Origin of the sequence: Comamonas sp. CMM03, assembly GCF_019218715.1 — a bacterium.
Classification (GTDB): domain Bacteria; phylum Pseudomonadota; class Gammaproteobacteria; order Burkholderiales; family Burkholderiaceae_C; genus Comamonas; species Comamonas terrigena.
In genome coordinates this window covers 314,429-339,733 of record NZ_JAHUXB010000006.1, presented here as the reverse complement: position 1 = coordinate 339,733, position 25,305 = coordinate 314,429, and the positions used below count along the sequence as shown (strand labels likewise).

At 58.7% G+C, this 25,305-nt stretch carries 23 protein-coding genes; 3 read left to right on the top strand and 20 right to left on the bottom strand.

Annotation, left to right across the window (positions count from 1 at the left end; genetic code table 11):
* Window positions 1-66: 66 nt before the first annotated feature.
* The 8 genes from KW830_RS20400 to glyQ form a co-directional block, all read right to left on the bottom strand.
* Complete coding sequence (locus tag KW830_RS20400; RefSeq protein WP_218334212.1) at window positions 67-1,215, bottom strand: glycosyltransferase family 2 protein; 1,149 nt, start codon at window positions 1,213-1,215, stop codon at window positions 67-69.
* Window positions 1,216-1,229: 14 nt separating this feature from the next.
* Window positions 1,230-2,237: a polysaccharide biosynthesis protein gene (locus KW830_RS20395; RefSeq protein WP_066540951.1), complete on the bottom strand. Its 1,008-nt coding sequence runs from the start codon at window positions 2,235-2,237 to the stop codon at window positions 1,230-1,232.
* Window positions 2,238-2,252: 15 nt separating this feature from the next.
* Window positions 2,253-3,641 (bottom strand): oligosaccharide flippase family protein, encoded by a 1,389-nt coding sequence (locus tag KW830_RS20390; RefSeq protein ID WP_218334211.1) that lies wholly within the window; start codon window positions 3,639-3,641, stop codon window positions 2,253-2,255.
* A 4-nt stretch (window positions 3,642-3,645) separates the two neighbouring features.
* Window positions 3,646-4,770, bottom strand: a complete 1,125-nt coding sequence (locus tag KW830_RS20385) for a DegT/DnrJ/EryC1/StrS aminotransferase family protein (RefSeq protein WP_083520606.1) — start codon at window positions 4,768-4,770, stop codon at window positions 3,646-3,648.
* Window positions 4,771-4,775: 5 nt separating this feature from the next.
* Window positions 4,776-5,861, bottom strand: a complete 1,086-nt coding sequence (locus KW830_RS20380; protein ID WP_218334210.1) for a DegT/DnrJ/EryC1/StrS aminotransferase family protein — start codon at window positions 5,859-5,861, stop codon at window positions 4,776-4,778.
* Window positions 5,862-6,728 carry a DapH/DapD/GlmU-related protein gene (locus tag KW830_RS20375; protein WP_115594619.1) on the bottom strand — a complete coding sequence of 289 codons (867 nt, stop codon included), beginning with the start codon at window positions 6,726-6,728 and terminating at the stop codon, window positions 5,862-5,864. It abuts the gene before it with no gap.
* Between the two features lie 23 nt (window positions 6,729-6,751).
* Window positions 6,752-8,863, bottom strand: a complete 2,112-nt coding sequence (gene glyS, locus KW830_RS20370) for a glycine--tRNA ligase subunit beta (protein ID WP_218334209.1) — start codon at window positions 8,861-8,863, stop codon at window positions 6,752-6,754.
* Between the two features lie 87 nt (window positions 8,864-8,950).
* Window positions 8,951-9,889, bottom strand: coding sequence for a glycine--tRNA ligase subunit alpha (gene glyQ / locus KW830_RS20365; protein WP_066540960.1), 939 nt, complete (start codon window positions 9,887-9,889; stop codon window positions 8,951-8,953).
* A 370-nt stretch (window positions 9,890-10,259) separates the two neighbouring features.
* Here glyQ and KW830_RS20360 point away from each other — a divergent pair, with 370 nt between their 5' ends.
* Both KW830_RS20360 and KW830_RS20355 read left to right on the top strand, forming a co-directional pair.
* Window positions 10,260-11,381 carry an SPFH and helix-turn-helix domain-containing protein gene (locus KW830_RS20360; protein ID WP_066540962.1) on the top strand — a complete coding sequence of 374 codons (1,122 nt, stop codon included), beginning with the start codon at window positions 10,260-10,262 and terminating at the stop codon, window positions 11,379-11,381.
* A 210-nt stretch (window positions 11,382-11,591) separates the two neighbouring features.
* Window positions 11,592-12,686, top strand: coding sequence for a zinc ribbon domain-containing protein (locus tag KW830_RS20355; RefSeq protein ID WP_218334269.1), 1,095 nt, complete (start codon window positions 11,592-11,594; stop codon window positions 12,684-12,686).
* Window positions 12,687-12,756: 70 nt separating this feature from the next.
* Here KW830_RS20355 and rfbC read toward each other — a convergent pair whose 3' ends face one another.
* The 5 genes from rfbC to KW830_RS20330 all read right to left on the bottom strand — a co-directional run bounded on the left by rfbC (window position 12,757) and on the right by KW830_RS20330 (window position 17,105).
* Window positions 12,757-13,311, bottom strand: a complete 555-nt coding sequence (gene rfbC, locus KW830_RS20350; RefSeq protein WP_066540968.1) for a dTDP-4-dehydrorhamnose 3,5-epimerase — start codon at window positions 13,309-13,311, stop codon at window positions 12,757-12,759.
* Entirely contained in the window at window positions 13,308-14,195 is an 888-nt protein-coding gene (rfbA, locus tag KW830_RS20345; protein WP_066540969.1) for a glucose-1-phosphate thymidylyltransferase RfbA, read from the bottom strand. Before rfbA ends, rfbC begins: the two co-directional genes overlap by 4 nt.
* A gap of 18 nt (window positions 14,196-14,213) precedes the next feature.
* On the bottom strand, window positions 14,214-15,107 hold the full coding sequence (gene rfbD / locus KW830_RS20340; protein ID WP_066540970.1) for a dTDP-4-dehydrorhamnose reductase: 894 nt from the start codon (window positions 15,105-15,107) through the stop codon (window positions 14,214-14,216).
* Between the two features lie 2 nt (window positions 15,108-15,109).
* Window positions 15,110-16,177: a dTDP-glucose 4,6-dehydratase gene (gene rfbB, locus KW830_RS20335; RefSeq protein WP_066540971.1), complete on the bottom strand. Its 1,068-nt coding sequence runs from the start codon at window positions 16,175-16,177 to the stop codon at window positions 15,110-15,112.
* 154 nt (window positions 16,178-16,331) lie between these two features.
* On the bottom strand, window positions 16,332-17,105 hold the full coding sequence (locus tag KW830_RS20330) for a type III pantothenate kinase (protein WP_066540972.1): 774 nt from the start codon (window positions 17,103-17,105) through the stop codon (window positions 16,332-16,334).
* Window positions 17,106-17,281: 176 nt separating this feature from the next.
* On the opposite strand from KW830_RS20330, the gene lysM reads away from it, so the two are divergent.
* Window positions 17,282-17,752: a peptidoglycan-binding protein LysM gene (gene lysM, locus KW830_RS20325; RefSeq protein ID WP_066540974.1), complete on the top strand. Its 471-nt coding sequence runs from the start codon at window positions 17,282-17,284 to the stop codon at window positions 17,750-17,752.
* Window positions 17,753-17,813: 61 nt separating this feature from the next.
* Here the strand turns inward: lysM and KW830_RS20320 are convergent, their stop codons facing one another.
* The 7 genes from KW830_RS20320 to KW830_RS20290 all read right to left on the bottom strand — a co-directional run bounded on the left by KW830_RS20320 (window position 17,814) and on the right by KW830_RS20290 (window position 25,190).
* A complete protein-coding gene (locus KW830_RS20320; protein ID WP_066540976.1) occupies window positions 17,814-18,239 on the bottom strand; it encodes a rhodanese-like domain-containing protein in 426 nt (141 codons plus the stop codon).
* A gap of 259 nt (window positions 18,240-18,498) precedes the next feature.
* Window positions 18,499-19,353 (bottom strand): M48 family metallopeptidase, encoded by an 855-nt coding sequence (locus KW830_RS20315; RefSeq protein ID WP_218334208.1) that lies wholly within the window; start codon window positions 19,351-19,353, stop codon window positions 18,499-18,501.
* Between the two features lie 33 nt (window positions 19,354-19,386).
* A complete protein-coding gene (locus KW830_RS20310; RefSeq protein ID WP_218334207.1) occupies window positions 19,387-20,160 on the bottom strand; it encodes a 1-acyl-sn-glycerol-3-phosphate acyltransferase in 774 nt (257 codons plus the stop codon).
* A gap of 67 nt (window positions 20,161-20,227) precedes the next feature.
* Window positions 20,228-20,797, bottom strand: a complete 570-nt coding sequence (locus KW830_RS20305) for an HAD-IIIA family hydrolase (RefSeq protein ID WP_218334206.1) — start codon at window positions 20,795-20,797, stop codon at window positions 20,228-20,230.
* Between the two features lie 309 nt (window positions 20,798-21,106).
* Window positions 21,107-22,222, bottom strand: a complete 1,116-nt coding sequence (locus KW830_RS20300) for a TIGR03364 family FAD-dependent oxidoreductase (RefSeq protein ID WP_218334205.1) — start codon at window positions 22,220-22,222, stop codon at window positions 21,107-21,109.
* Between the two features lie 116 nt (window positions 22,223-22,338).
* Window positions 22,339-24,114, bottom strand: a complete 1,776-nt coding sequence (locus KW830_RS20295) for a putative 2-aminoethylphosphonate ABC transporter permease subunit (protein WP_218334204.1) — start codon at window positions 24,112-24,114, stop codon at window positions 22,339-22,341.
* Window positions 24,114-25,190 (bottom strand): ABC transporter ATP-binding protein, encoded by a 1,077-nt coding sequence (locus KW830_RS20290; protein ID WP_218334203.1) that lies wholly within the window; start codon window positions 25,188-25,190, stop codon window positions 24,114-24,116. The genes KW830_RS20295 and KW830_RS20290 overlap by 1 nt, the downstream gene beginning before the upstream one ends.
* Between the last annotated feature and the right edge of the window lie 115 nt (window positions 25,191-25,305).

Genomic DNA, 25,305 nt, shown 5'->3' with positions numbered 1-25,305 from the left:
TTATGTTATCTACAGATATACTTTATATAATCAATCCACTTCGCGCTCATTTTAAAAGCATTGGATTTATTTATTTTTCCAGTCCCCAGATATCTTGAAGAGTACTTTATATGCCTCTCCAATATCAGTGATATCTGCATGCTCACGTGGAGAAGAGAAAAATCTATAGTAAATGCGCTTCACTTGCGAGGACATTTCGTCAAGCAATGAATTCAAAATACGGACAACCGCTCCTTTACCACCGGCAGATTTCCATTTCTGGAATGCAATCTTAATTTGCCCCCAATGCTCTGGATAATGAATGGCACAGCGCACATAAAGCCCGGGGAAATCGAACGTATACAGCGGATCATTTATCTCTTCAAGCGCCTTGAGTTGGGAGTATGCCCACACAGTATGCGGGGCATAAAATGCAGGTATGCGCTCATCCCATCGCAAGCTGGGACCGAAGCGTTTGATATGGTCACGCTCGTGCAAGGCATCCGTATCCTCTCGGGCCGCTCCTTCCCCCGCCGTGCTTTTGGGAGATGCGCCTGGTATGACAAAAGGATAATCCACTGCACAGGCTTTTTTTACCTCATAAGACAGCAGGGTGGCACTAAAAATATCCGGGCTTACACCACCAAACAGATGGCCATATTTTTCTATGACCCGTTGTACCAAGGATCGACTGATCACTCCATGGTATGCGCGAACCATGCTACCGAGCCCGGTTCCTGGTTTTTTGAGCACGGAAGCAATTGCAGATTTTCCATTGATTTTTTCGATGCCACCGGAGTAACTTCGCAGAAAAAGCTTCCCCGCATACCCATCACCAAAATATTTCGACTTTATCTTGGGCCAAAAATAATTGGCAATGAATCTCTGTTTATAAGAAATTACTGCCTCAACATCGTGGTTCTTTGCCCATTGCACAATGTCCTCGATACCAGGGCCAACACAATCGTCGTCCCCAATGAATATCAAATAATCCCCTGACGACATATCAAGAGCCATCTTGAAATTACCGACAACACTCAACTTCTCTGTCGTATGCTGATAGATTACCCTTCCAGCATGGATAAATTCATCTACGGACTCATCTGCCAGCTTATTATCGCTGTTGTCGCAAATAATAATTTCTGCATTAGTCTGCTCCACCAACGTCTTAACGACAGGAATCAAATATTCATGTCTATTTCTGGTCGGGATGATTACTGAAAGCAAAGGATTCATGACAGCCATTTCAATTATTTTAATTCTTCATTGATATAAGAAAGCTTCATCAATAGCTCTTTAATTTTATGAACCGTCAATCTCTCTGTATTGTGAGATGTGTAGTCATCCACTTCATTGGCTTCAGGTTTGCCAAACAAAATGAATTTGTCATAATTCAGATCTCTATTATCCGCAGGGACTCTGTAATATTTCCCCATATCTTCAGACTTTGCCATTTCCTCTCTGGAAACCAAAGTCTCATAGAGCTTTTCCCCATGGCGAGTTCCAATAATTTTAATTGGTACGGAGGAATTAAAAAGCTCTTGAATCGCCTGCGCCAGGTCAGCAATAGTGGATGCAGGAGCCTTCTGCACAAAGATGTCGCCTTGCCGTCCATGCTCAAATGCGTGCAACACCAGATCCACAGAGTCCTCCAGTGACATCAGGAAGCGGGTCATCTCAGGATCTGTGATGGTCAACGGCATTCCTGCCTTCAGCTTCTCAACAAAGAGCGGTATGACCGATCCCCTGGATGCCATAACGTTCCCGTAGCGGGTTGCACAAAATACAGTTCCGCCATCCGGGACCGTACGAGATTTTGCGATCACAAGTTTCTCAGCCATGGCTTTTGAAATCCCCATGGCGTTGATAGGATAGACCGCTTTGTCAGTGCTCAGCACAACAACACGTTTAACTCCCCGATCAATGGCTGCATTCAGAACATTCTCGGTTCCTGTGACATTGGTATGTACAGCCTCCATGGGGAAAAATTCACAAGATGGAACTTGCTTCAATGCGGCGGCATGGAACACATAGTCGACACCAACCATTGCACGTGAAATGCTCTCGTAATTTCTCACGTCTCCAATATGAAATCTTACTTTCGGATTATTCAGTGCAATACGCATATCCTCTTGCTTTTTTTCATCGCGACTGAATATTACAATTTCTTTGATATCCGTATTCAGGAATCGATTGAGAACCGTATTCCCAAATGACCCTGTACCACCAGTGATCATTAGAACTTTATCTTTTAGCATATTAGACCGATAATTTCACGAGTAATAGATATTTTTTCCCAATGCTATTGCAGACAAGACAACAACAACGGAAAAAACCAGGAAAAAAGCATATGCAGCGGCACGCGCTGCATAAGGGATGTTCAATTCTGCTTTTAAATAAAAAACTCTGGCCCAAGAAATAAGCATGGAAATGCTATGGTAAAGCGTATACGCCCAGCAAATCGCCAAGATGTTATTTGTTCTGGCAAAGAAAGTCACCGCGGCAAGCGTGCAAACGGTCATGAAAACGGACATGAGCGCCAGCGCTCTGTAATCTTGTCCCGCCACCAATAAAGTATATGGGACATAGCCCAGGGCACCCAATGCGATTCCAGGCAGCAAGACTCCGGCATAGTGAGCCACTTCGGCAGAATTGGGCTGCCCATGCAGCCACGCATGGATTATTATCTCTCTATTTATCCACAGAATAGCCGAAGGCAGTGCCACAACTCCGATAAGGATTGTGAGCATGGATTTTATCTGCTGCTCCGACAGAAGAATATCTTTCGAAATGAAACTTCTAATGATTTTTGGCTGAAAATACTGTGCTACAGGTCCTGCCAGAACGCTGACAGGAACAAGGCACAACGTCATAGCTAAATAGTATGAAGCAAGAAGTTCTGGCTTTGAAAATGATCCGATGATGATTTTGTCCAACTGTAGAACCGCCGCTCCTGAAATACCAAAGAAAACGAGCGGTCGCCCTTTCATGAAAATACTCTTGGCGACCGATGTTATTTTTTCCACATCAATGCCAACAATGGATTCATGCAAGATCTTCCGGCAAGCTGCGGATGTGATACACATTTGAGCGATTGCAAACAATACTTGGACAAAAAGAAAAGTATTGATGTCTGCCTTGTAGTAATACAGTGCAGCCAGCGTGGCAATGGCCCGAGCCAGGACTCCGGCTGCTTGGATCAGCGCTGCAATACGATACTCTTTTCGAGCCAGCAACACCGACTGGCCTGCATTCTGAACAGTAAGCGACCAGAAAAAAATCAGACACAATGTCACTTGCAAGAAAGATAAATAAAAATCGAAAAATATATAAGCAACACTGCTAAGAAAAAATAATATCAAATACAGCGAATGCAGAACCCATTCTCCCGCCCGCCAGACGAGCTTGGGAGATTCTGCATTTTCACTGGCTGCGATGTCCCGCCCAACAATCGTTGATACGCCCAAATCCAGCATAATCAAAAATGTTTGCAGAGAAAAAATCAATGCAACCCATCCAAATGCCGATGCCCCCAAAAGCTGCTGGTACCAAGGCAGTATGAATACACCGACCACAATCGCACCTGATTTACTAATGTACAACATTAATAAATCAAGAATATTTGCTGATTTTAGTAGTGCGTTGATTTTTTGTTTTATCACGAATTCAATTAATTGCTGACTCTAATGTTTCCGCGATCTTCTCTATGTTTTCATCATTCAACCACCAGCCGCACGGCAAGGCCATGATTTTATCCATCACGAAATCTGTTCCAAGGAGGGAATCATTAATTTGATTAAATCCGGTATAAACATCATTGCGCTGATGCATTATTGATGCCAACACTCCATTGGATTTCAATTTCATCAAAATGGCATCACGATGCTCGGCATAGACCAGCATCCCCCAGTATGCTGAGATTCCATTTTCCACCACTGGAATTGGCTGGATATCTTTGAGATGGCTCAGTCGTTCTGTCAATTTCCTGGCATTTTCCCGCACCTTTGCTTGACGCGAAGAAACGGTTGGGAATTGAGAGAGTGCAACTGCGGCATTCAATTGACTGAAAGAGGCGGAATATCCAATACATTCAACATCCGAATCAGGATTGATTTCTCCACGGGAATCTCTAAAGGTTGAAAAATCAACCCCAAAACGTCGCAGTTTTTTCGCTTGCCGTGCCTGCCCCGCATCCGCGCAATATAGGGCACCACCATCCAATCCATTGATCTGTCTGTTTGGATAAAACGAAAACACCGAAAAATCGCCAAACGTACCTATCTGCTGATCATTGAACATTGCACCCAGTGCATTATTACAATCCTCGATCAACGGAATATTTGCTGCCCGGCAGATCGCAGAAATTTCGTCAACTTTTGCTGGATAGCCTGCAATGTGATAGAGCAGAACAGCCTTGGTTTTGGATGAAATCTTTTTCTCCAAATCCCTTGGGCACATGGAGATATTCTGTGGATCGATATCGATCCATTTGGCCTGAGCGCCAATGACGGCTATGGGAGAGTTTGAAGAAAGGCAAGAAAACGCCAACGTCGCAACTTCATCACCTGCGTTCACTCCCGCCAACTTAAGTGCAATGATCAAAGCACTCGTCATATCATTTGTACTAACGATATTTGTGCATCCGGAGTATTCTTGGAATTTTTTCTCGAATGCATCGACCTTGGGGCCGGCTGCAATTTGCCCAGACCTTATCACATCGACAGCGGCACTCTCCATTTCGGGGAGCCTGACAGGATAGAACAGAGGAATCAAACTCTCTTGTACGCTCATAGAATCTACCCTTTTTTCACCGTTTCAACGATAAGAGCACGATCCTCGTCGCTGACCCACCAACCGCAAGGCAGATGCAACAAGCGTTTATAGAACTTATCCAATCCAGGAAGATCAGTTTTAGATCCGTCAAAAATACTGTGATAATTATTGGGTCGGTGCAATTTGGAAGCGGAAATCCCGGCTGCGTTCAGGGCTTTCTCAAGATCTTCCGACTCATCGCTTAGCAGCGTATAGAGCCAATAACTTGGCTCAGCATTTGCGTCGCATTTGGCAAAATCAACCCCCGCCACTTTGGCAAACATTTCATCGAAATATTTACCATTTTCAATATGGCGCTGCAAAACATTTGCTATGTTTCTGAGCTGAATCTGACCAATGGTGGCTACAACATTATTCATATTGTATTTATAGCCAACACTAGAAATATTGACTTCGGTTCGAGGAACGCCTTTTAACATTCCAAACCATCTGAATTTCTTGGCTTCCTCCATTTTTTCAGGATTGGCAATGGCCAGTACACCACCATCGATCGTGGTCATGTGCTTGATTGCCTGAAATGAGTAGATCGCATAATCCCCCACCAAGCCCACATGCTTGCCTGCATACAATGCCCCCAGGGCATGTGCACAGTCTTCAATCAATGGAATTCCATGCTGATTAGCGATGGATTTCAACTCGGCGAGATTCACAGGATAACCTGCATAGTGCACGCAAAGTATGGCTTTTGTTTTGTCGGTTATTTTGGACCTGACTGACTCGGGGTCCATGCCACCCAACTGGGGATCGATGTCAGCCCATACGACTTTCGCACCACAATATAAAATCGACAGATTTGTGGGCTCTGCCGTCATTGGCGTTGAGATGACTTCGTCACCCGGCTCAACCCCACAGAGTTTCAAGGCCGCATGGAGGGCGGCAGTGCCGCTGCTCATGGCCAAAACATTCTTTATGTTGAATTTTTCAGAGAATTGCTTCTCAAATTCATAAACCTGCTCGCCCTCGGCAATTTGCCCGCTGTAGAGCGTTTTTTCCAGCGCAGGCATCAACTCATCTGCGGCAGGCAGTGCAACTTTAACAATAGGTAGCATTTACTCCCCCAGTTTATTGAATCTTGCTTTGTTCCCCGAAAGAAACTTCAAAACCTTATATTCCAATTCTGAAAATTTCTTATTATATGTTTTGTCCTCAACACAACAGACTGTGGAGAGCGACTTGAGCCTCATATCCATTGCACCATCTTTGTATTTTGAAAAAACGACTTCCCCACCATCGGTCGATTTTTCATTCCTCACATGTAGAAAATCCTCTGTGACGTCAAGCATCAACCCGCTGTCTGCACAATAGGCTTGCATCCATTCTTTTAGCAGATCCCATTTCTCATCCAGGGAAATATCTTTATAAAAACTTAAATTACTTTTTTCCTGGGCAGGGGACCCTGCAATCACCGCATTAGGAGGAAAGGACTTGGTTATATTGGAGCCGATCAGGGCAACCGTTCTTTTCCCAAGGGTCACTCCAGATGCAACAATACATGAACCAACCAGCCAGACATCGTCCCCAATATCAACAGGTCGTCTCCCGAAAAGGGTGCAGCCTTCAATTTGCTCGCCGGCAGCAACATGGGACCAGAGTTGCGAATACATTCCAACCCGCACACCACGCCCGATTGAAATACCACCACTACCATCGATTACCGAGTTCTGCCCGAACCAGCAATGCTCTCCAATCTTCACATACTCACCACTCAATACCAGACAGTTATCGTGCAGTGTGGTCCAGTCGTCGATGAAAATATCACCGCCTGAACATATGAATTTAACCCCATCACCTATCGAGCAATAATCTCCAATCGATATATTTCCTGGCGATTGGAATATGAATTGAACATCATTGCCTATCTTTGCAGACTTAGAAACATTAATATTTCCATTACCGGAAATTTTATATTCTTTCATAGATCCTCTATTTATAAATAGATTCAAATCAGGTTCGACAAATCAGCAACACGATTCATGGCCTGGTGCAGCGTGGCAAGCAAGCCCAGGCGATTGGCCTTGAGTGCTGCGTCTTCCGCATTCACCATCACATGCTCAAAGAACGCATCCACAGGAGCGCGCAATGCTGCCAAGGTCTGCAGGCTGGCGGTGTAATCACCTGCAGCAAACTGTTGCTCGGCTTTGGGGGCCACCTGTTGCAGCGCGGCATACAGATCTTTTTCGGCCGGCTCCACCAGCACCGCTGCGTTCACCTGGGGTTGAACCGCTTCTTCCGCCTTCTTCAGAATGTTGCTCACGCGCTTGTTGGCCGCGGCCAATGCAGGTGCTTCCGGTAGCGCCGCAAACGCGCGCACGGCTTCCAGGCGCTTTTGCACATCGGAGAGGCGCTGGGGGTGCAGTGCCAGCACGGCTTCGATTTCCTGGGCGCTGTAGCCTTGTTCGCGGAACATGTTGGCCAGGCGGTCGTAGACGAATTCGACCAGTTGGGACGTAGCGTCGGTGATTTTGTCGCCAAAGGCGGGCAAGGCACTGACCAGCAGCGTTTCCAGATCCAGCTCCAGATCCTTTTCCACCAGCATGCGGATCACGCCCAGCGCATGGCGGCGCAGCGCAAAGGGGTCGCGGTCGCCGGTGGGCAGGTTGCCGATACCGAACATGCCGACCAGGGTTTCCAGCTTGTCGGCCAGCGCCACCACCACACCGACATCGCCGCGCGGCAGTTCGTCGCCTGCAAAGCGGGGCTTGTAGTGGTCTTCAATGGCATCGGCCACGGCCAGGTCCAACTGGTCGTTCAGGGCGTAGTAGCGGCCCATGGTGCCTTGCAGCTCGGGGAACTCCCCCACCATGTCGGTCACCAGATCGGTCTTGGCCAGCATGGCGGCCTGATCAGCCAGGCGGCCCAGTTCGGGGTTGCCCAGTTGCTGGGCAATGCTCTTGGCAATGGCACGCACACGGGCGATACGCTCACCCTGGGTACCCAGCTTGTTGTGATAAACCACCTTATCCAGCAGCTCGACGCGGCTGGCCAGGGTCTTCTTACGGTCCTGGTCGAAGAAGAACTTGGCATCGGCAAGACGGGGGCGCACCACGCGCTCGTTGCCACCGACGACTGCCGATGCATCCTGGGGCTGGATGTTGCTGACAATCAGAAACTGATGGGTCAGCTTGCCGCTGGCGTCCAGCAGCGGAAAGTACTTCTGGTTGGCCTTCATGGTCAGGATCAGGCATTCCTGGGGCACTGTCAGAAATTCCTTCTCAAATTCGCAGACCAGCACATTGGGGCGCTCGACCAGGGCCGTCACCTCGTCCAGCAGGGCTTCATCCTCAATGGGACGCACGCCACCGCCGATGCGCTCGGCCGCGGCCTGCAATTGCCGGGCAATGTCTGCACGGCGCTCCGCAAAGCTGGCAATCACGGCGCCTTCTTCGCGCAGTTGCTCGGCATAGCTGTCGGCATTGCGGATCACCACAGGGTCCACGGCCGCTTCAAAACGGTGGCCGTGGGTGGCCGTACCGGCCGTCAGGCCCAGGGCCTTCACGCCGATCAGCACCTCGGTGCCATGCATCACCACCAGCCCGTGGGCCGGGCGCACAAAGTGCACGCTGGTCCAGCCATCCTGCAACTGGTAACGCATGACCTTGGGAATGGGCAGCTTGGCCAGCGCTTCGTCCAGCGCTTTCTGCACGCCGTCGGTCAGCAGCACACCCTTGGCCGTGGATTCGTAGAACAGGGCTTCGGCCTTGCCTTCGCCCTGGCGCTTCAGACCGGCCACAGCGGATGCGTCCGCACCCAGCGCGCTCAGCTTCTTGAGCAGCGCGGGCGTGGGCTTGCCATCGGCGTCCAGGCCCACAGCCACAGGCATCAGCTTTTGCGAGACCGCCTTGTCGTCGGCCTGGGGCAGCACTTCGGTGATGTGGGCCGCCAACCGGCGGGGCGATGCATAGGCCGTCAGGCGCGATTCGGTCGACGCCAGCAGGCCCTGGGCCTTGAGCTGGTCAAACAGCACGGCGGCAAAAGCATCACCCAGCTTTTGCAGTGCCTTGGGTGGCAGCTCTTCGACAAACAGTTCAACCAGTAGATTCGATGCGTTCATGATGATTTGGATAGCCGCTCAAGCTCACCAGATGGGCTCAAAGCAGCTGAAATTACGTGTAAGTGGACGGTCTGCAGTAGCGGCGCTTCAGGCCGCTTTCTTGGCGGCCTGCTCTGCGGCCTTGGCCAATTCGGCCAGCACTTCGTCGGCATGGGCCTTGGGCGCCATGGGGAAGCCCAGGCGCGCGCGGCTGTCCAGATAGCTCTTGCCCACCGCACGGGCCAGATTGCGGATACGGCCAATATAGGCGGCACGCTCGGTCACGCTGATGGCACCGCGGGCATCCAGCAGGTTGAAGGTGTGGGCCGCCTTGAGCACCTGCTCATAGGCAGGCAGCGCCAGCTGGGCATCGATCAGTTGGTTGGCCGTGCCTTCGTGCGCAGCAAAGGCGCTGAACAGGAACTCGGCGTTCGAATGCTCGAAGTTGTAGGTGGATTGCTCCACTTCGTTCTGGTGGAACACGTCGCCGTAACTCAGGCCATCGGTATAGACCAGGTCGTACACCGACTCCTTGCCCTGCAGGTACATGGCCAGACGTTCCAGGCCGTAGGTGATCTCACCGGTGGCGGGCTTGCAGTCGATGCCGGCCACTTGCTGGAAATAGGTGAACTGGGTCACTTCCATGCCATTGAGCCAGACTTCCCAGCCCAAGCCCCAGGCACCCAGGGTGGGGTTTTCCCAGTCGTCTTCGACAAAGCGGATGTCGTTCTTCTTCAGATCAAACCCCAGGGCTTCCAGCGAGCCGAGGTACAGCTCCAGGATGTTGTCAGGAGCCGGCTTGAGCACCACCTGAAACTGGTAGTAGTGCTGCAGGCGGTTGGGGTTCTCGCCATAGCGGCCATCCTTGGGACGGCGGCTGGGTTGCACATAGGCGGCCTTCCAGGGCTCCGGACCGATGGCACGCAGGAACGTGGCGGTGTGCGAGGTACCGGCGCCGACTTCCATGTCATAGGGCTGGAGCAATGCACAACCATGATCGGCCCAGTAGGACTGCAGTTTCAGAATGATTTGTTGGAAGGTCAGCATGACGGGCTATTCGGATCGGTGCAGACGACGGGCGGCTACACCCTCTATCTATCGTTATGGAGGCGGGTGCCCCACCGCCAGGAACAAACCAGCGGCACGGCTACGCGCGCGAAAGGAGTGATTTTAGGCCTGCCGCCCTGTATTCACGAAGCCAGACCGGGCTACGGTGTTACACGAATGAGCGGAACGCACAAATTAGGAGCGCACTACGCCCGTCTTTCTTGCATCTCCCAAATTAATCATTTTCAAAACCTTGTTACAGGGGCGCCAACAGCTACGCTTTTGATACTCGCAATCATCTCTGCCAACAGCCCAAGTTCTACAATGACCGCGCAATGGCCCACTTTCCCACCTGCCTGCGAGGTTTGGCATGAATCTGTTCAATATCATCAAAAACCAGCTGATCGAAATCATCGAGTGGACCGATGACTCGCGCGACACCCTGTCCTACCGCTGGCCGGATGAGGACAAGGAGATCAAGAACGGCGCCCAGTTGATCGTGCGCGAATCGCAGCAGGTGCAATTTGTCTCTGCAGGCCAGTACGCCGACCTGTTCGGACCGGGCAAGCATGCCCTGACCACGCAGAACATCCCCATCCTCTCGACCATCCAGGGCTGGAAACATGGCTTCCAGTCGCCGTTCAAGTGCGATGTCTACTACCTCAACACACGCCTGTTCACCGGCAACAAATGGGGCACATCCAACCCCGTCATGCTACGTGACAAGGACTTTGGCGTGGTGCGCATTCGCGCCTTTGGCACGTATGACTTCCGCATCGTTCAGCCGGCTAAGTTCCTGAAAGAGGTGGCGGGCACGGACCAGAACTTCCGCCTGGACGAATTTGCCGACACCATGCGCTCGCGCATTGTCAGCATCTTCACCGAAGCACTGGCCAAGGCCCAGGTGCCGGTGCTCGACGTGGCCACCCGCTACAGCGACCTGGGCGATGCGCTGCTGCAGATCATCAACCCGGCTGTCACCGACAAGTACGGCCTGGAGATCACCAGCTTCATCCTGGAAAACGTGTCCGTGCCGCCCGAGGTGGAGCAGGCCATCGACAAGCGCTCCAGCATGGGGGCCATCGGCAACCTGAATGACTACGTGAAATACCAGATGGGCCAGGCCATGGCGAACGGCAGTGAAGGCGCAGCGGCAGCCACCCTGCCCGCCACCATGGCCATGGGCTTCGGCATGGCGCAGGAGATGATGAAAAGCATGCAAGGCGGCGCAGCAGGGGCGCACGGGGCTTCCGGAGCAGGCGCTTCTTCTGCAGACCCTTTCTCACCTGAAGCTGCACAGGCGGCGCACACCCAGGCTGCCCCCGCACCAGCGGCCATGCAGGTCTTCACCCCGGCCCAGGCCGCCCAGGTACTGGGCGTGGCCGAAGCCGATGTACTGGCCGAAATCCAGGCCGGTCACCTGAAAGCGCGCCAGATCGGCAGCCAGTGGCGGATTGGCCAGGCGGCACTCGATGAGTTCCTGCGCGGGTAAATCAACGCCCTCTCAGCGGCTTGGCCGCGTACCACAACCCAGTGCTGCCCACTGAAGGGAAACCTGCCAGGCGGCCGGTGCGCGGCGCCCTGGCCAGAGTGCCAGCAGCAAGAGCCTGTGCAGTGCACCTGATATTTTTGCGCCGTGACCGACCACACTGCCCCCACCTCCTCCAGCCATGCCCCCGCTGCGCCAGCAGCCCCGCCGACCATGGTGCGCAAGCACCCCTGCCCGGAGTGCGGTGGCAATCTGGAATGGAATGCCAAGGCCCAGGCACTCAAATGCCCGTACTGCGGCACCACCGCGCCCTGGAGCGAAGCCACGCGCGAAGAGCTGGGCCGCGCCGTGGTGGAGCAGGATCTGGCTGAAGCCCTGCGCAACCCTGCCAGCGGTCGCGGCTGGGGCACCGATGCGCGCTACGAGGTGCAGTGCCAGAACTGCCGTGCCATCTCGGTCTTCCTAAACAAGACGGCAGCCCAGCGCTGCGACTTCTGCGGCTCGCCGGCCATCGTGGCACACGAAGAGCGCAACGATGCCATCACGCCGCAGAGCATCCTGCCGTTCCAGATCAGTGACGGGCAGATCCGCGACCGCATCCGCCAGTGGTATGGCAGCCGCTGGTTCGCGCCCAGCACACTCAAAACCGCAGCGCTGACCGATACGCTGCACGGCATCTACCTGCCTTACTGGACCTTTGATGCCCATGCCACTGCCCAATGGCAGGCCGAGGCTGGTTACTACTATTACAGAACCGAAACCTACCGCGATGCCGATGGCACGCAGCAAACCCGCGAGGTGCGCCATGTGCGCTGGGAATCGGCTTCCGGCCAGTTGCAGCATTTCTTCGACGACGCGCTGGTGCCCGGCACCGTCGGCGTGCAACCCGATTTGCTGCGCCAGGTGGAGCCCTTTCCGACCACCACCGACCTCAAGCCCTACACCCCTGAATTCGTCCGTGGCTGGACGGTGGAGCGCTACCAGGTCGACCTGTCCAAAGCCGCACAACTGAACGAGCAGGACATGGATGCCCAGCTGCGCAGCCTGTGCGCCCGCCAGGTGCCCGGCGACACCATGCGCAATCTGCAGGTGCAGCGCCAATACACCGGCAGAACCTTCAAGCACACACTGGTGCCCGTATGGCTGGTGGGCTACACCTATGGCCGCACCACCTACCAGATCGTGGCCAATGGCTATACCGGCCAGATTGCGGGGGAGCGCCCATACAGCTGGGTGAAGATCAGCTTCGCCGTGCTATGCGCTGTACTGCTGTTGCTGATCGTGCTGGGCCTGGCACAGAACAGATAACAGATGACAGATGAATAAAAAAAGAGCTGCCACTGGCAGCTCTTTTTGGGTGGTGCAATGGTGCCGTGCCTTATCCGATGAAGGTATCCGCATCCTGCAGCAAAGGCTGCTTCAGGTCTTTTTCCGACAGCAGCCAATCCATGCCCAAATCCGGCCAGGCAATGCCAATCTGCGGGTCATTCCAGGCAACGCCCCGGTCCGACTCGGGCGCGTAGTAGTCCGTGGTCTTGTAGAGGAAATCGGCCGACTCACTCAGCACCACGAAGCCATGGGCAAATCCTGGGGGAATCCAGAACTGCTTGTGGCTGTACTCCGTCAATTCCTCGGCCACCCATTTGCCAAAGGTTGCAGACCCCTGGCGAATATCCACCGCCACATCCCAGACGGCGCCACGCACCACGCGCACCAGCTTGCCCTGGGCATGTGGAGGCAATTGGTAATGCAGGCCACGCAGCACCCCTTTGCGGCTACGGCTGTGGTTGTCCTGCACAAACTCGAAATTGGTGCCAGTGGCGGCATTGAAAGCCTGCTGGTTGAAGCTCTCGTAGAAAAACCCGCGGGCATCCCCGAACACCTTGGGTTCCACCACCATCACGTCCGGGATCGCGGTAGGGGTGGCTTTCATCGCACACCGCCTTTGAGGCATTGCACCAGATACTTGCCATAGCCATTCTTGAGCAGCGGCTGCGCCAGCTTCTCCAGCTGTGCGGCACCAATCCAGCCGGAACGGAAGGCAATTTCTTCGGGACAGGCCACTTTCAAGCCCTGGCGTTGCTCCAGGGTGGCAATGAACTGGCCGGCTTCCAGCAGGCTGTCGTGCGTGCCGGTATCCAGCCATGCATAGCCCCGGCCCATCAGCTGCACATTCAACTGCCCCTGCTCCAGATACAGGCGGTTCAGGTCGGTGATTTCCAGCTCGCCACGAGGCGAAGGCTGCAGCGACTTGGCCATGTCCACCACCTGACTGTCGTAGAAATACAGGCCGGTGACCGCATAGTTGGATTTGGGCTGGGCCGGCTTTTCCTCCAGCGACAGCACCTGGCCCTGGGCATCGAATTCCGCCACGCCATAGCGCTCCGGATCCTGCACATGGTAGGCAAACACCGTCGCCCCGGCGGACTGGCTTTCTGCGTTCTTCAACAGCCCCTGAAAATCATGGCCGTAGAAAATGTTGTCGCCCAGCACCAAGGCACTGGGGGCGCCAGCCAGAAACTCCTCGCCAATCAGAAAGGCCTGTGCCAGGCCATCGGGGGAAGGCTGCACCGCATACTGCAGTTGCAGGCCCCATTGGCTGCCATCACCCAGCAGCTGTTCAAAACGCGGGGTGTCCTGCGGCGTGCTGATGATCAGAATTTCACGAATACCCGCCAGCATCAGCGTGCTGAGCGGGTAATAAATCATGGGCTTGTCGTAAATGGGCAGCAGCTGTTTGCTGATGGCCAGGGTGGCAGGGTGCAAACGGGTGCCGGAGCCACCCGCCAAAATAATGCCTTTGCGTGCAGATGTCATGGCGTTGAAGAAACGGAATTACAAAATTTCATGCAGCATGCGCGTCACGCCCTGCTGCCAGGAAGGGAGCTGCAAGCCGAATGTGGCTTGCAGCTTGCGGGTGTCCAGTCGTGAGTTGTGCGGCCGCTGGGCCGGTGTCGGAAAGGCGCTGCTGGGCACCGGGCGAACTTCCCTGGCCTGGATCGCCAGCGCAGGCTGCACCTGCTGGGCTTGCGCCAGCACATAGCGGGCATAAGCATTCCACGTGGTTTCACCCTGCGCTACCAGATGGTACAGGCCCGCGTCCTGCGGACAGCGGACCACCTGCCGGATGGTATGGGCCGTCACATCGGCAATCAGGTCCGCTCCGGTGGGGGCTCCCCACTGGTCATCGATCACCGTCAGCGACTCACGCTCCTGCGCCAGGCGCAGCATGGTCTTTGCAAAATTGCCGCCACGCGCCGCATAGACCCAGCTGGTGCGAAAGATCAGGTGTCTGCAGCCCGAAGCCTGGATGTGCTGCTCCCCTTCCAGCTTGGTGCGACCGTATACCGACAGCGGAGCGACAGCGTCGGTCTCAAGCCGTGGCACGGAGCCGCTGCCATCGAACACATAGTCGGTGCTGTAGTGCACTAGCAAAGCATCCACTGCCTTGGCTTCCTGGGCCAGCACCCCTGGCGCCAAGGCATTGAGTGCGCGTGCCAGCTCCGGCTCGGACTCGGCCTTGTCCACCGCCGTGTGGGCGGCGGCATTGACGATCACATCGGGCCGCAGCTGGCGCACCGTCTGCGCCAGGCCCTCCAGATGGCCCAGATCGCCGCACAGCCCGTCCGCAGCGTGCCGCCCCAGCGCCACCAGCTCCCCCAGCGGTGCCAGGCTGCGTTGCAGCTCCCAACCCACCTGACCGTCCTTGCCCAGCAGCAAAATCTTCATGTTCACTCTGCGGTGGCGGTGTATTGCTTTTGCACCCAGTCGCGGTAAGCACCGGACTGCACGTTGGCGACCCATTGCGGGTGGTCCAGATACCACTGCACTGTCTTGCGGATGCCGGTGTCAAAGGTTTCTGCCGGCTTCCAGCCCAGTTCGCGCTCCAGCTTGCGGGCATCGATGGCGTAGCGGCGGTCATGCCCCGGGCGGTCGGCTACATAGGTGATCTGCTCGGCATAGCCCTTGCCGTCGGCGCGCGGACGCAATTCGTCCAGCAGGGCGCACACGGTTTTGACAATGTCGATATTGGCCTGTTCGTTCCAGCCCCCGACGTTGTAGGTATCGCCCAGCTTTCCCGCTTCCAGCACGCGGCGGATGGCGCTGCAGTGGTCACGCACATAGAGCCAGTCGCGCACCTGCATGCCGTCGCCGTACACCGGCAGCGGTTTGCCGGCCAACGCATTGACGATCACCAGCGGGATCAGCTTTTCAGGGAAATGCAGCGGGCCGTAATTGTTGCTGCAGTTGGTGGTCAGCACCGGCAGGCCATAGGTGTGGTGCCAGGCACGTACCAGATGGTCGCTGGCGGCCTTGCTGGCCGAATACGGGCTGTTGGGCTCGTAGTTGTTCTCTTCCGTGAAAGCGGGATCGGAAGGCGACAGCGTGCCGTAGACCTCGTCCGTCGACACATGCAGAAAGCGGAAATCCGATTTGGCATTGCCCTGCAGCCTACTCCAGTAGCCCCGCACGGCTTCCAGCAGGCGAAACGTGCCCACCACATTGGTCTGAATGAAGTCTTCCGGACCATGGATGGAACGGTCCACATGGCTTTCGGCCGCGAAGTTGATCACCGCACGCGGCTGATGACGGGCCAGCAACACATCCATGACGGCGCTGTCCCCGATATCCGCCTGCACGAACACATGCCGCGCATCGCCATGCACCGAGGCCAGGTTTTCCACATTGCCGGCATAGGTCAGCTTGTCCACATTGACCACCGGCTCCTGCTGTGTAGCCAGCCAATCCAAAACAAAATTTGCGCCAATAAAGCCGGCGCCACCGGTGACAAGAATCATGGAAGGATTTTTTCTGAGAATGTGAACCGATTATCCCACTGCACTCTTCAGCCAGGGTAAGCAGCTTTTTCTGCCTCGCACGGCCTCATGCGGGGATTGCATCGACCCCAGATATTCTCCTGCAGCGCACGTGCACGCAGGCATTGCGCCGATGTCAGCCCCAGCGCCGTTGCGCCATCACCAGCAGGCCATCGAAAATCAGGTTGTCCAGCAACTGAAAGGGACGCGTCATGCTGGGGGCCATCTTCCAGCCAGCGCCCCCGGCCATGATGCAGGCAGGCTCCGCCCCGCAGTGCTGGGATAGATGCTGGTACATGCGCTCCACCGCTCCCGCAATGGCATAGGTCCCGCCGCTGGTCAGTGCATCGCTGGTGTTCTTGGGAAACAACCTGACTTCGCCGGTCGGCACATGCAGACCCGCCGTGCCGCCTTCCAGCGCGCGCAGCATGATGCCGTGGCCAGGGATGATCAAGCCCCCCAGAAAATTGCCTTCGGCGTCCAGCGCATCCACCGTCACCGCCGTGCCCACCATCACCACAATCAGCGGCCTGGCCGGCCCCTGCTGCAGCATCTGGTGGCGCGCACCGATCATGGCCACCCACCGGTCGGCCCCCAGGCGCGAAGGATGGTCGTAGCCATTGACCACGCCGGCTTCCTCCACCGACGGCACCACCCACTGCGGCTCCAGGGTCCAGCCCAGCATCAGCTCGATCTGGTCGTGCACCCGGCGTTTGGCGGTATCCCCCGCCACCACGCAGCCCAGCATGCGCGTGGGCGCTGGCAAGCCGGCCCAACAGCCTTCGGCCAGGCGCTCGATATGTTCCAGAAACTCCGCGCCATGGGCCAGCAGCGCAGCCCCGGGGCGGTGATCGTCGTACATGGCCCACTTCAAGCGGGTGTTGCCGATGTCAATGGCCAGAAAAGTCATGCGGCGGATTATCTGTATTTTTGTTTCCCAACCGGACAGCAACGTCTCATACAAGACACGCCACACGGGCAATTGTGAACAAATGGAACAGCCGCCGGCCCTGTCTTGCCAAGCGCGGATTTGCCGCTACAGTGGGGCGGTTTTCTTCCCTGTCCACCACTTCAAGGAGTCAATCCATGGGACTTTTCAGTTTCATCAAGGAAGCCGGCGAAAAGCTGTTCGGCGGCAAGGATGCCAACGCAGCCACCCCAGCGGACGACCTGAATGCCAAGGCCGCGCAGGCCATTGCCACGTACATCAATGCCCAGAACCTGGGCGTGAGCAATCTGCAGGTCACCTATGACGGCAGCCAGGGCAAGGTCACCGTGACCGGCGTGGCGCCCACCCAGGGAGCCAAGGAAAAAGTCACCCTGTGCTGCGGCAATGTTTCCAGCGTGACCAGTGTGGACAACCAGATGTCCGTCACCCACCCCGAACCCGAAGCCCAGTACCACGACGTGGTGCGCGGCGACACGCTGTCGGCCATCGCCAAGAAATACTATGGCGATGCCAACAAGTACCCTGCGATTTTCGAAGCCAACAAGCCCATGCTGTCGCACCCCGACAAGATCTACCCCGGCCAGAAACTGCGCATTCCGGCCCTGTAAGCCCTGTACCGCTGTCAAAAAGGCTCCCGTCGGGAGCCTTTTTTCATGGGTGCTTGGCGCTTCACTGGTGCCAGGGCAGGCCCTGCTTGCGCCAGCCGCTTTTCTGGCCACGCTGGTTGTGGGCGTCCAGATCGCCTTCAAAGCCTTCGAGGATGTTGTAGGCCTCAATGCCCAGCGCCGCCGCACGCTGGGCCGCTGCGACGGAGCGCACGCCGCTGCGGCACAGCAGCACGACCTTGCCACCGGGCGGTACCGCTGCGCGCAGCTGGGCATCAAAGTCGGGGTTGGCTTGCATGCCCGGCCATTGCTTGAGCGCCACGGGAATGGCTCCGGGCACCTGGCCCACCCAGGCGCGCTCGGCATCGGTGCGCACATCTACCAGCACAGCCTGTCCGGCCTGCACCCATTGCCAGGCCAGAGGCGCAGGAATATCGCCGGCATAGCCCGCTGCGGGAGTGACCTGAAGATCGGTGGCGGAGGCTGTCATATGTAGTCCTGAAGCAAAAAATCCGTCAAATCATGCCAAGGCCATGTGCGGCCTGGCAACGTTGGTGCGCATTGTGCGCGCTGCGGAGCTTGCTGCACAGCGGGCAGCACTGCCATCATGCGGGTTTCAGCCAGTTGCCGGCCCCAACCCATGCAAACAATGCGCGGCTGCCGCCCCCCGCTATTTGCCAGGGACTCCACCGCTCATCGGCGCCACCCACTTGCAGGGGCGGCGCTTTCCAACTACCTGACGCCGCCGCTCAGGCCCACAACGGTGAAGCGTGCTCGCGCAGTTCGGCCCGCAGGGCCGCATAGTCGGGGGTGACCTCTGCCACCGTGGCCCAGAAGCGCGGACTGTGGTCCATCACCCGCAGGTGGGACAGCTCATGCACCACCACATAGTCCAGCACGGCCATGCGACAGTGGAGCAAGCGCCAGTTCAGCATGATGCTGCCGTCGCTCTTGGCGCTGCCCCAGCGCGTGCGCGCGTTGGACAGGCGCAGGCTGCGCCACTGCACCCCCAGTTGCGGGGCATAGTGGCGCAGGCGTTCGGTGAACAGGTTGCGCGCATGGCGCAGCCACCAGGCGGCCACTGCAGCGCGCACCTGGGCGGCACCGGCGTCCGCGGCCACCGGCAGATGCAGCGCCCAGGCGCCTTCACCTACCGCCAGCAAACTTCCGCCGCGCAGTGCAGCCGGGTGCAGGTGCAAGGTGATCTGGCCGCCCAGAAAAGGCAGCACGGCGCCATCGGCCCAGGCGATGCGCTGGGCCTGTGCCTGGTCGGAACGTGCGCGCTGTTCCTGCAGCTTTTGCACAATCCAGCGCGCTTTTTCATGGATGGCAGCCTCCAGCTGCTCCAGCGAGATCCAGCGCGGTGCACGGATGGCCAGGCCTTCTGCGCCCACCTGAAAACCGATGCTGCGGCGCATGGCGCGCTCCAGCCGGTAGGCCACACGCGTGCCGTCCCGCAGCAGAATTTGGTGCGTGGCCGCGGGGTGTTGAAAGTCCTGCCCCCCCCACAGCAGCGCCTGGCCACCCACCTGCGGCACCTGCTTGGCGACAGAAGCCAGTGCCGCTGGCGCACGCCGGGCTGGAGTGGAAAAGCGATGGGGCATGCAGCCTGCCGTGGACCGTACGCGCGCGGTGGCTCAGCCCTGTGCAGGCGCAGGCAGCGGCGCAGGGACGGCCGGGTAGGCCTCCGGGTCCAGGCGGCGCATCTCAGCTTCGATCCAGGCCTGCACCTCGGCCATCAGCTCTTCATGCTTGCGGCCGACCGTGGGAATGGGCTTGCCAATGGACACGTCCACCACGCCGGGGGTCTTGACAAATGCCTTGCGTGGCCAACATTTGGCCGACGTCACCGCCACCGGCACCACCGGCTTGCCGGCCATGATGGCCAGACGGGTGGCGCCCGTCTTGTATTCCCCCACTTCGCCGCGCGCCATGCGGGTTCCCTCGGGGAACATGATGACCCATACCCCTTTTTCCAGCAGGCGCTTGCCTTGCTCCACCACCTTGTGGAACGCGCGCGAACCGTGCTTGCGGTCGATGTGGATCATGTCCAGGCTGCCGATAGACCAGCCGAAGAACGGAATCTGCAGCAGCTCCTTCTTGAACACATAGGCCAGCGGCCGCGGCATGATGGCCGGCAGCAGGAAGGTCTCATAGGTCGACTGGTGCTTGGACAGCAGCACCACGCCGTCGGTATCGCTGTTCGGCAGATGCTCCATGCCCTGCACACGGTAGCGCACACCGCAGAACCAGCCCGCCGCGTCCACGCACAGTGCCAACCAGGCCCGGGCCACTTTCCAGCGCGCGTCGGGCGAGGCCCCGCACAACCGCAGCAGCAGGATGACCAGGGTGTAGGGAATGACGGTGACGCACATGAACAGCATGTGCAACAGGGAACGGAGAAAAGGCATGGATGTCAGAAACAGTCGGTTGACACAGGCGTCAGACCCTAGAGGATAAGGCTTGCGCGGTTTTGCGTCAGACGGAAGGGGACGGTGCCGGCGCTTCGGTCGCCGCAGGGGCCAGGGCCTGGGCCAGTTCCGCCCAGTCGGCATAGTGCTGCACCGCCTGTGGCAGGGCCGGTGCCGGCATGGTGGCCACGCCACTGCCCTGCTCCACCCACACCAGGTGGGCACCGATGGCCGCTCCTGCCTGCAGATGGGCATGGTCCTGGCCAATCACCCATATTTCATGCGGCTCGGCCCCGTAGCGGATGGCAATCTGCTGCAGCAAACCTGGCGCGGGCTTGCGGCAGGCACAACCTTCATCCGGGGCATGGGGACAGAAGAACGCGGCCTCGACCCGTGCTCCGGCAGTGGCCAGTTCGCGCTGCATGCGCTGGTGCACGGCGTTGAGCTCGTTCACATCGAAGTTGCCCCGCCCCAACCCCGGCTGGTTGGTGGCGATCACCACATGCCAGCCGGCACGATTGAGCTGGGCAATCGCGTCCAGCACCCCGGCCTGGGGCTGCCAGTCCCGCGCGCCCACCACGGCGTCCTCCCCCTCGGGGTGAAGGGTGCCAATTCGGTCCAGGATCGCGAGCTTCATGGTGGATTCGGGCAAAACCCGCAGCGGTGGCAGACAAAACCGCCAGACCCGGCTTTGCGTGCAAAGCCGGCCCGGCGCCTGCACGCATTCTAGGGCGCCATGCCCAGCGTGCAGGTGCAACCGCCCGTGAGCACCCATCCAATGATGCAGCGCAGCAACTATTCGCTCGCCGCAGCAGTGCCTCCCGCAGGGAAGCCACTTCTTTTTGCGCAACATTCCAGCGCAGCGTGCGCTTTTCCGGATTGCCAACACCCGGGGTTTTGCGGTGGGTCCCGGTACCCGGTCGGACTCCAGGCCGCAGCAAGTAGCTTACCAGCCGCTCCACACCTCTTCGGCCAGGCCAAACGCCGTGCTGGCCCCCGAACCGCTGGTCACAGCCACCACCCGCGTCGCATCGTCAGGGGCCTTGACCAGGCAGGGCGCATCGGGCGACACCGGGTAGGTCCCCACCCAGCGCTCCACCACATGGTCGCCTTCCAGGCGCAATGCTTCGCGCAGATGGCGCAGCATCAGCCGGTCCACCGCCTCGCTGGCAAAAGGCGACGGCGCCGGTCCGTAGTGGTGGGAGTCCCCCACCACCAGCGAGCCATCGGCGCTTTGCACGGCGATGAGGTGGATGCCATGGGCCAGGCTTTCGGCCTCGTCCCGCTCCAGCTCGGCACGCAGTGCCGCCGCCTCCGGCAGTGCGCTATAGCCTTCGTAGCGGACCAGGCTCAGATCGCCCATGACCGAGCCCTGCAGCGCAAAACCGGCCTGCGGTTGCACCCGCAGCATCTGCAGCTGGCACAGTTGCACCTGGTGCTCCGTCCAGGCGTCTGCAAACAGGCCTCCGGGATCGGCGTTGTTGCAGACCACCACACGCTCGGCGTGGTAGCTGCCGCGTGACGTGGTAACGCGCGGCGTGGCCACTTGCGTCACGGTCTCGCTGAAGCGGAAATCCACCCCCAGCGCCTGCTGCAGCCACTGCGCCAGCATCGGAATGGCGGTGCGGGACTCCACACGCAGCTCGTGCGGGCTGTAGAGCACCGATTGCAGCCCCTCGGTGCGCAGTGCAGGGTGGCGCTCGGCGGCCTGGGCCGGCGTGAGCAGCGCACAGTCCACGGCCATGTCGGTGCGCATGAAGGCCTCCAGCACAGCCGCCGCCGCCGGGCGGCGTGCGGTCAGCCACAGGCCGGAGTGGAGCACATCGATCCCCGCCTGCGACGCCACATCGGCCCAGATGGCGCGTGAACGCAGGGCCCGCTGCCAGTGGTCACCGGCACGCTGGCCGGTGATGGTGACAAAGCCGAAGTTGCGGATGGAGGCACCCAGACAGGCGCTGTCGCGCTCAATCAGCAGCACGGACTTGCCGCGGACCGCCGCGGTATAGGCATGGGCCAGGCCGACGATACCGGCACCGACGACGATCAGATCGTAATTTTTCATAGCATGAACAGCCAAGAGAGGAAACAAAAGGCAAAGGAGCGCCCTGGCGCCCCACCAGAAGGCAGGGCACAGGGAAGTCCACGGGAGGAGAGTGGGGAACGAGCCGCGCGGCGCGGTCAGCGGTGGCGCCAGTGCTGGGTTCGTTGCTGTGTCCAGGCATCCAGTGCGGCAATCAGCACGCGCCCGACCGCCGCCGTGGCAAAGATCAGCGTGGCCATGGCGGCAGCGGGTGCAATGTCGCCGGCATCGTCCATGGCCAGCACCGCCACCGAGGCCAGCGAGGTTTCGGGTGCATACAGAAAGACGACGGCCGATACCGTAGTCATGGCATTCACAAAGAAGTAGCCCGCCACCTGCATCACTGCCGGCAGGCACACCGGCAGGTGCACACGCCACAGCACCGTCCAGAACGGCACGCCCATGGAATCGGCCACGCGCTCATATTCGGCATCCAGTTGCTGCAAGGCCGTGAGCTGGGTGATATGCGCCACCGAAAAGAAATGCGCCACCGAGCACAGCGCCAGAATGCCGAGCGAGCCATACAAAAAGTGCAGCGGATTGCTGGCGGCATTGAAGAACAGGATGTAACCCAGCCCCAGCGCCAGCCCGGGCACCGCCATCGGCAGCGTAGCCACGCCATGCAGCCACTGGCGCGCACGCGCCCAGCCCGTCGGTTTGGCCACCAGGTAGGCACTCAGGAAACTCAGGAGCGCGCCCACCACCGCGGTTGCCGCCGCCATCGCCAGCGAATTGCCATAGCTGGCCCAGCCGCCGCCGTCCATCATGTCGAACTGGTAGTGCCTGAACCCCAGACTCAGGTTGTAGGGCCAGAAGGTGACCAGCGAAGCCAGCACGGCCGTGCCCATCACCGCCAGCAGCCCCATGACCACCAGGCTGCAGTACAGCAGCAACGCACGGTCCCGCAGCGCCGCAGGCTGCGGCACCAGCGGTGTGGCACGCACCGCCATGGTGGCGGCCTGGCGCGCGCGCAGATGGCGTTCGGCAGCGAACGCCAGGCCGGCAGGCACCAGCAGCAGCATGGCCACCACCGCCCCCATGGACAGGTTGTGCTGGCCAATCACCTGCTTGTAGATGTCGGTGGCCAGCATGGGCGTGTTGCCCCCAATCACCTTGGGCACGCCAAAGTCCGTCACCACCAGCACAAACACCACGATCCAGGCAATCAACAGCCCGTAGCGGCTGGACGGCAGCGTGACCTGGCAGAAGCTGCGCCAGCGGCCCGCACCCAGCGTGGCTGCGGCCTCATACAGCCGCGCATCGCCCGACGCCAGCGTGGTGCACAGAATCATCAGTGCATGCGGAAAAGTCCACAGCACCGAGCCCAGGATGATGCCGAAAGGCCCGTAAGCCGAACCACCCAGCAACCAGCTTTTCAGCAGCCCCTGGGCGCCGAACAGGTAGATCAGACTGATGGCCATCAGCAGCGACGGCGCCAGCAGCGGCACCAGGGCGATGGCGCGGAACCATGCGGCCAGCGGCATGCAGCTGCGCACCACACCGTATGCATAGCCATAGGCCAGCGCCACACACAGCGTGCTGCTGGTGGCCGAGAGCCACAGGCTGTTGAACAGGGACTGCGCCACCCCCGGTGTTCGGGCATACGCCATGTACTGCGCCAGACCCGAGAACTGTCCGTCGGCCGACCAGAAACTGCGGCCCAGCAACGCCCCCACCGGCAAGGCAATCGCGATCAGCAGCACACCCAGCAGGCCCAGCACCAGCACCCCCAGCCAGAGCCTTTCCCCATGGAAGGTGCGGGATGGCCGCGGCGCGGCAGGACCTGCATCCTGGTGGCGCCGGGCAGTGTGCGGCACTGCAGAGGGGACCACCGGATCGGCCCCCAGTGGCAGGGCCGGTGTCGCGGCCGCCATCATGCAGCCCTCCGCAAGGCCTCTGGCGCCGCCAGCACCTGCAGCGCTGCGGCGGGCAGTTCCACCAGCACCTCCCCCTGCAACCAGTCGGGCAGCCGGGCATCGTGGCGCAGCGGCCATTGCACATCGATCTGGCATTGCAGCGTGGGACTGCACACCCGCACCAGCACCATCGAACCGAGGAACGAGGACTCCATCACCCGGGCGCGGAACAGATTGGCCAGTGCAATCGGCTGGGCCGGGTGCAGCACCACGCTTTCGGGCCGGACACCCACCAGCACCGCATCACCGGGTACAAAACCCGCCGTGCTGCAATCCAGCCGTCCTTCCCCCACGCGCACCATGTGACCCGCCTCCGCCGTCGCGGGCAGCAGGTTCATGCGCCCCACAAACCCGGCCGCAAAGTGACTGACCGGCTGGGCATAGAGCTGCTCGGGCGAGCCTTGCTGTTCGATGCGCCCCTGGTGCATCAGCACCACCCGGTCCGCCATGGACAGCGCCTCTTCCTGGTCGTGCGTGACCATGATGCAGGTGATCTCCAGCTGACGCTGCAGTCGGCGGATCTCGCTGCGCAGCTCGGTGCGTACCTGGGCATCCAGTGCGGACAGGGGCTCATCCAGCAGCAGCAAGCGGGGGCGGGGGGCCAGCGCACGGGCCAGTGCAACACGCTGCTGCTGCCCGCCGGACAGCTGTGCCGGGTAGCGCTGCGCCTGCGCGCCCAGGCCCACCAGGGCCAGCATTTCCTGCACACGGGCCTGGACCTGGTGCGCAGGCTGCCCCCGCAGGCCGAACGCCACGTTCTGCGCCGCCGTCAGATTGGGGAACAGTGCATAGCTTTGGAACACCACCCCGAATCCCCGGCGTGCCGCCGGCCAGCGCGTGATGTCCTCGCCCTGAAACAGGACTCGGCCCTCGTCCGCCTGCTCAATGCCGCACAGAATGCGCAGCAGCGTGGTCTTGCCGCAACCAGAAGGCCCCAGCAGGCTGACGAACTCGCCGCCATCGACCGCCAGGTCGATGCCGCGCAGCACGGGCGTGTCCTTGTACTGCTTGGCAATATGGTCAATGCGCAGCATGTATCTCTTTCAACGTCAAAAACAACAGACAGCCCACCCGCCCGGCCACGGCGCCATGGCCAGGCCGTTCTGCAGAGCGTGCCCACCTCCCCTCCATGCACCATGGGCCACAGAG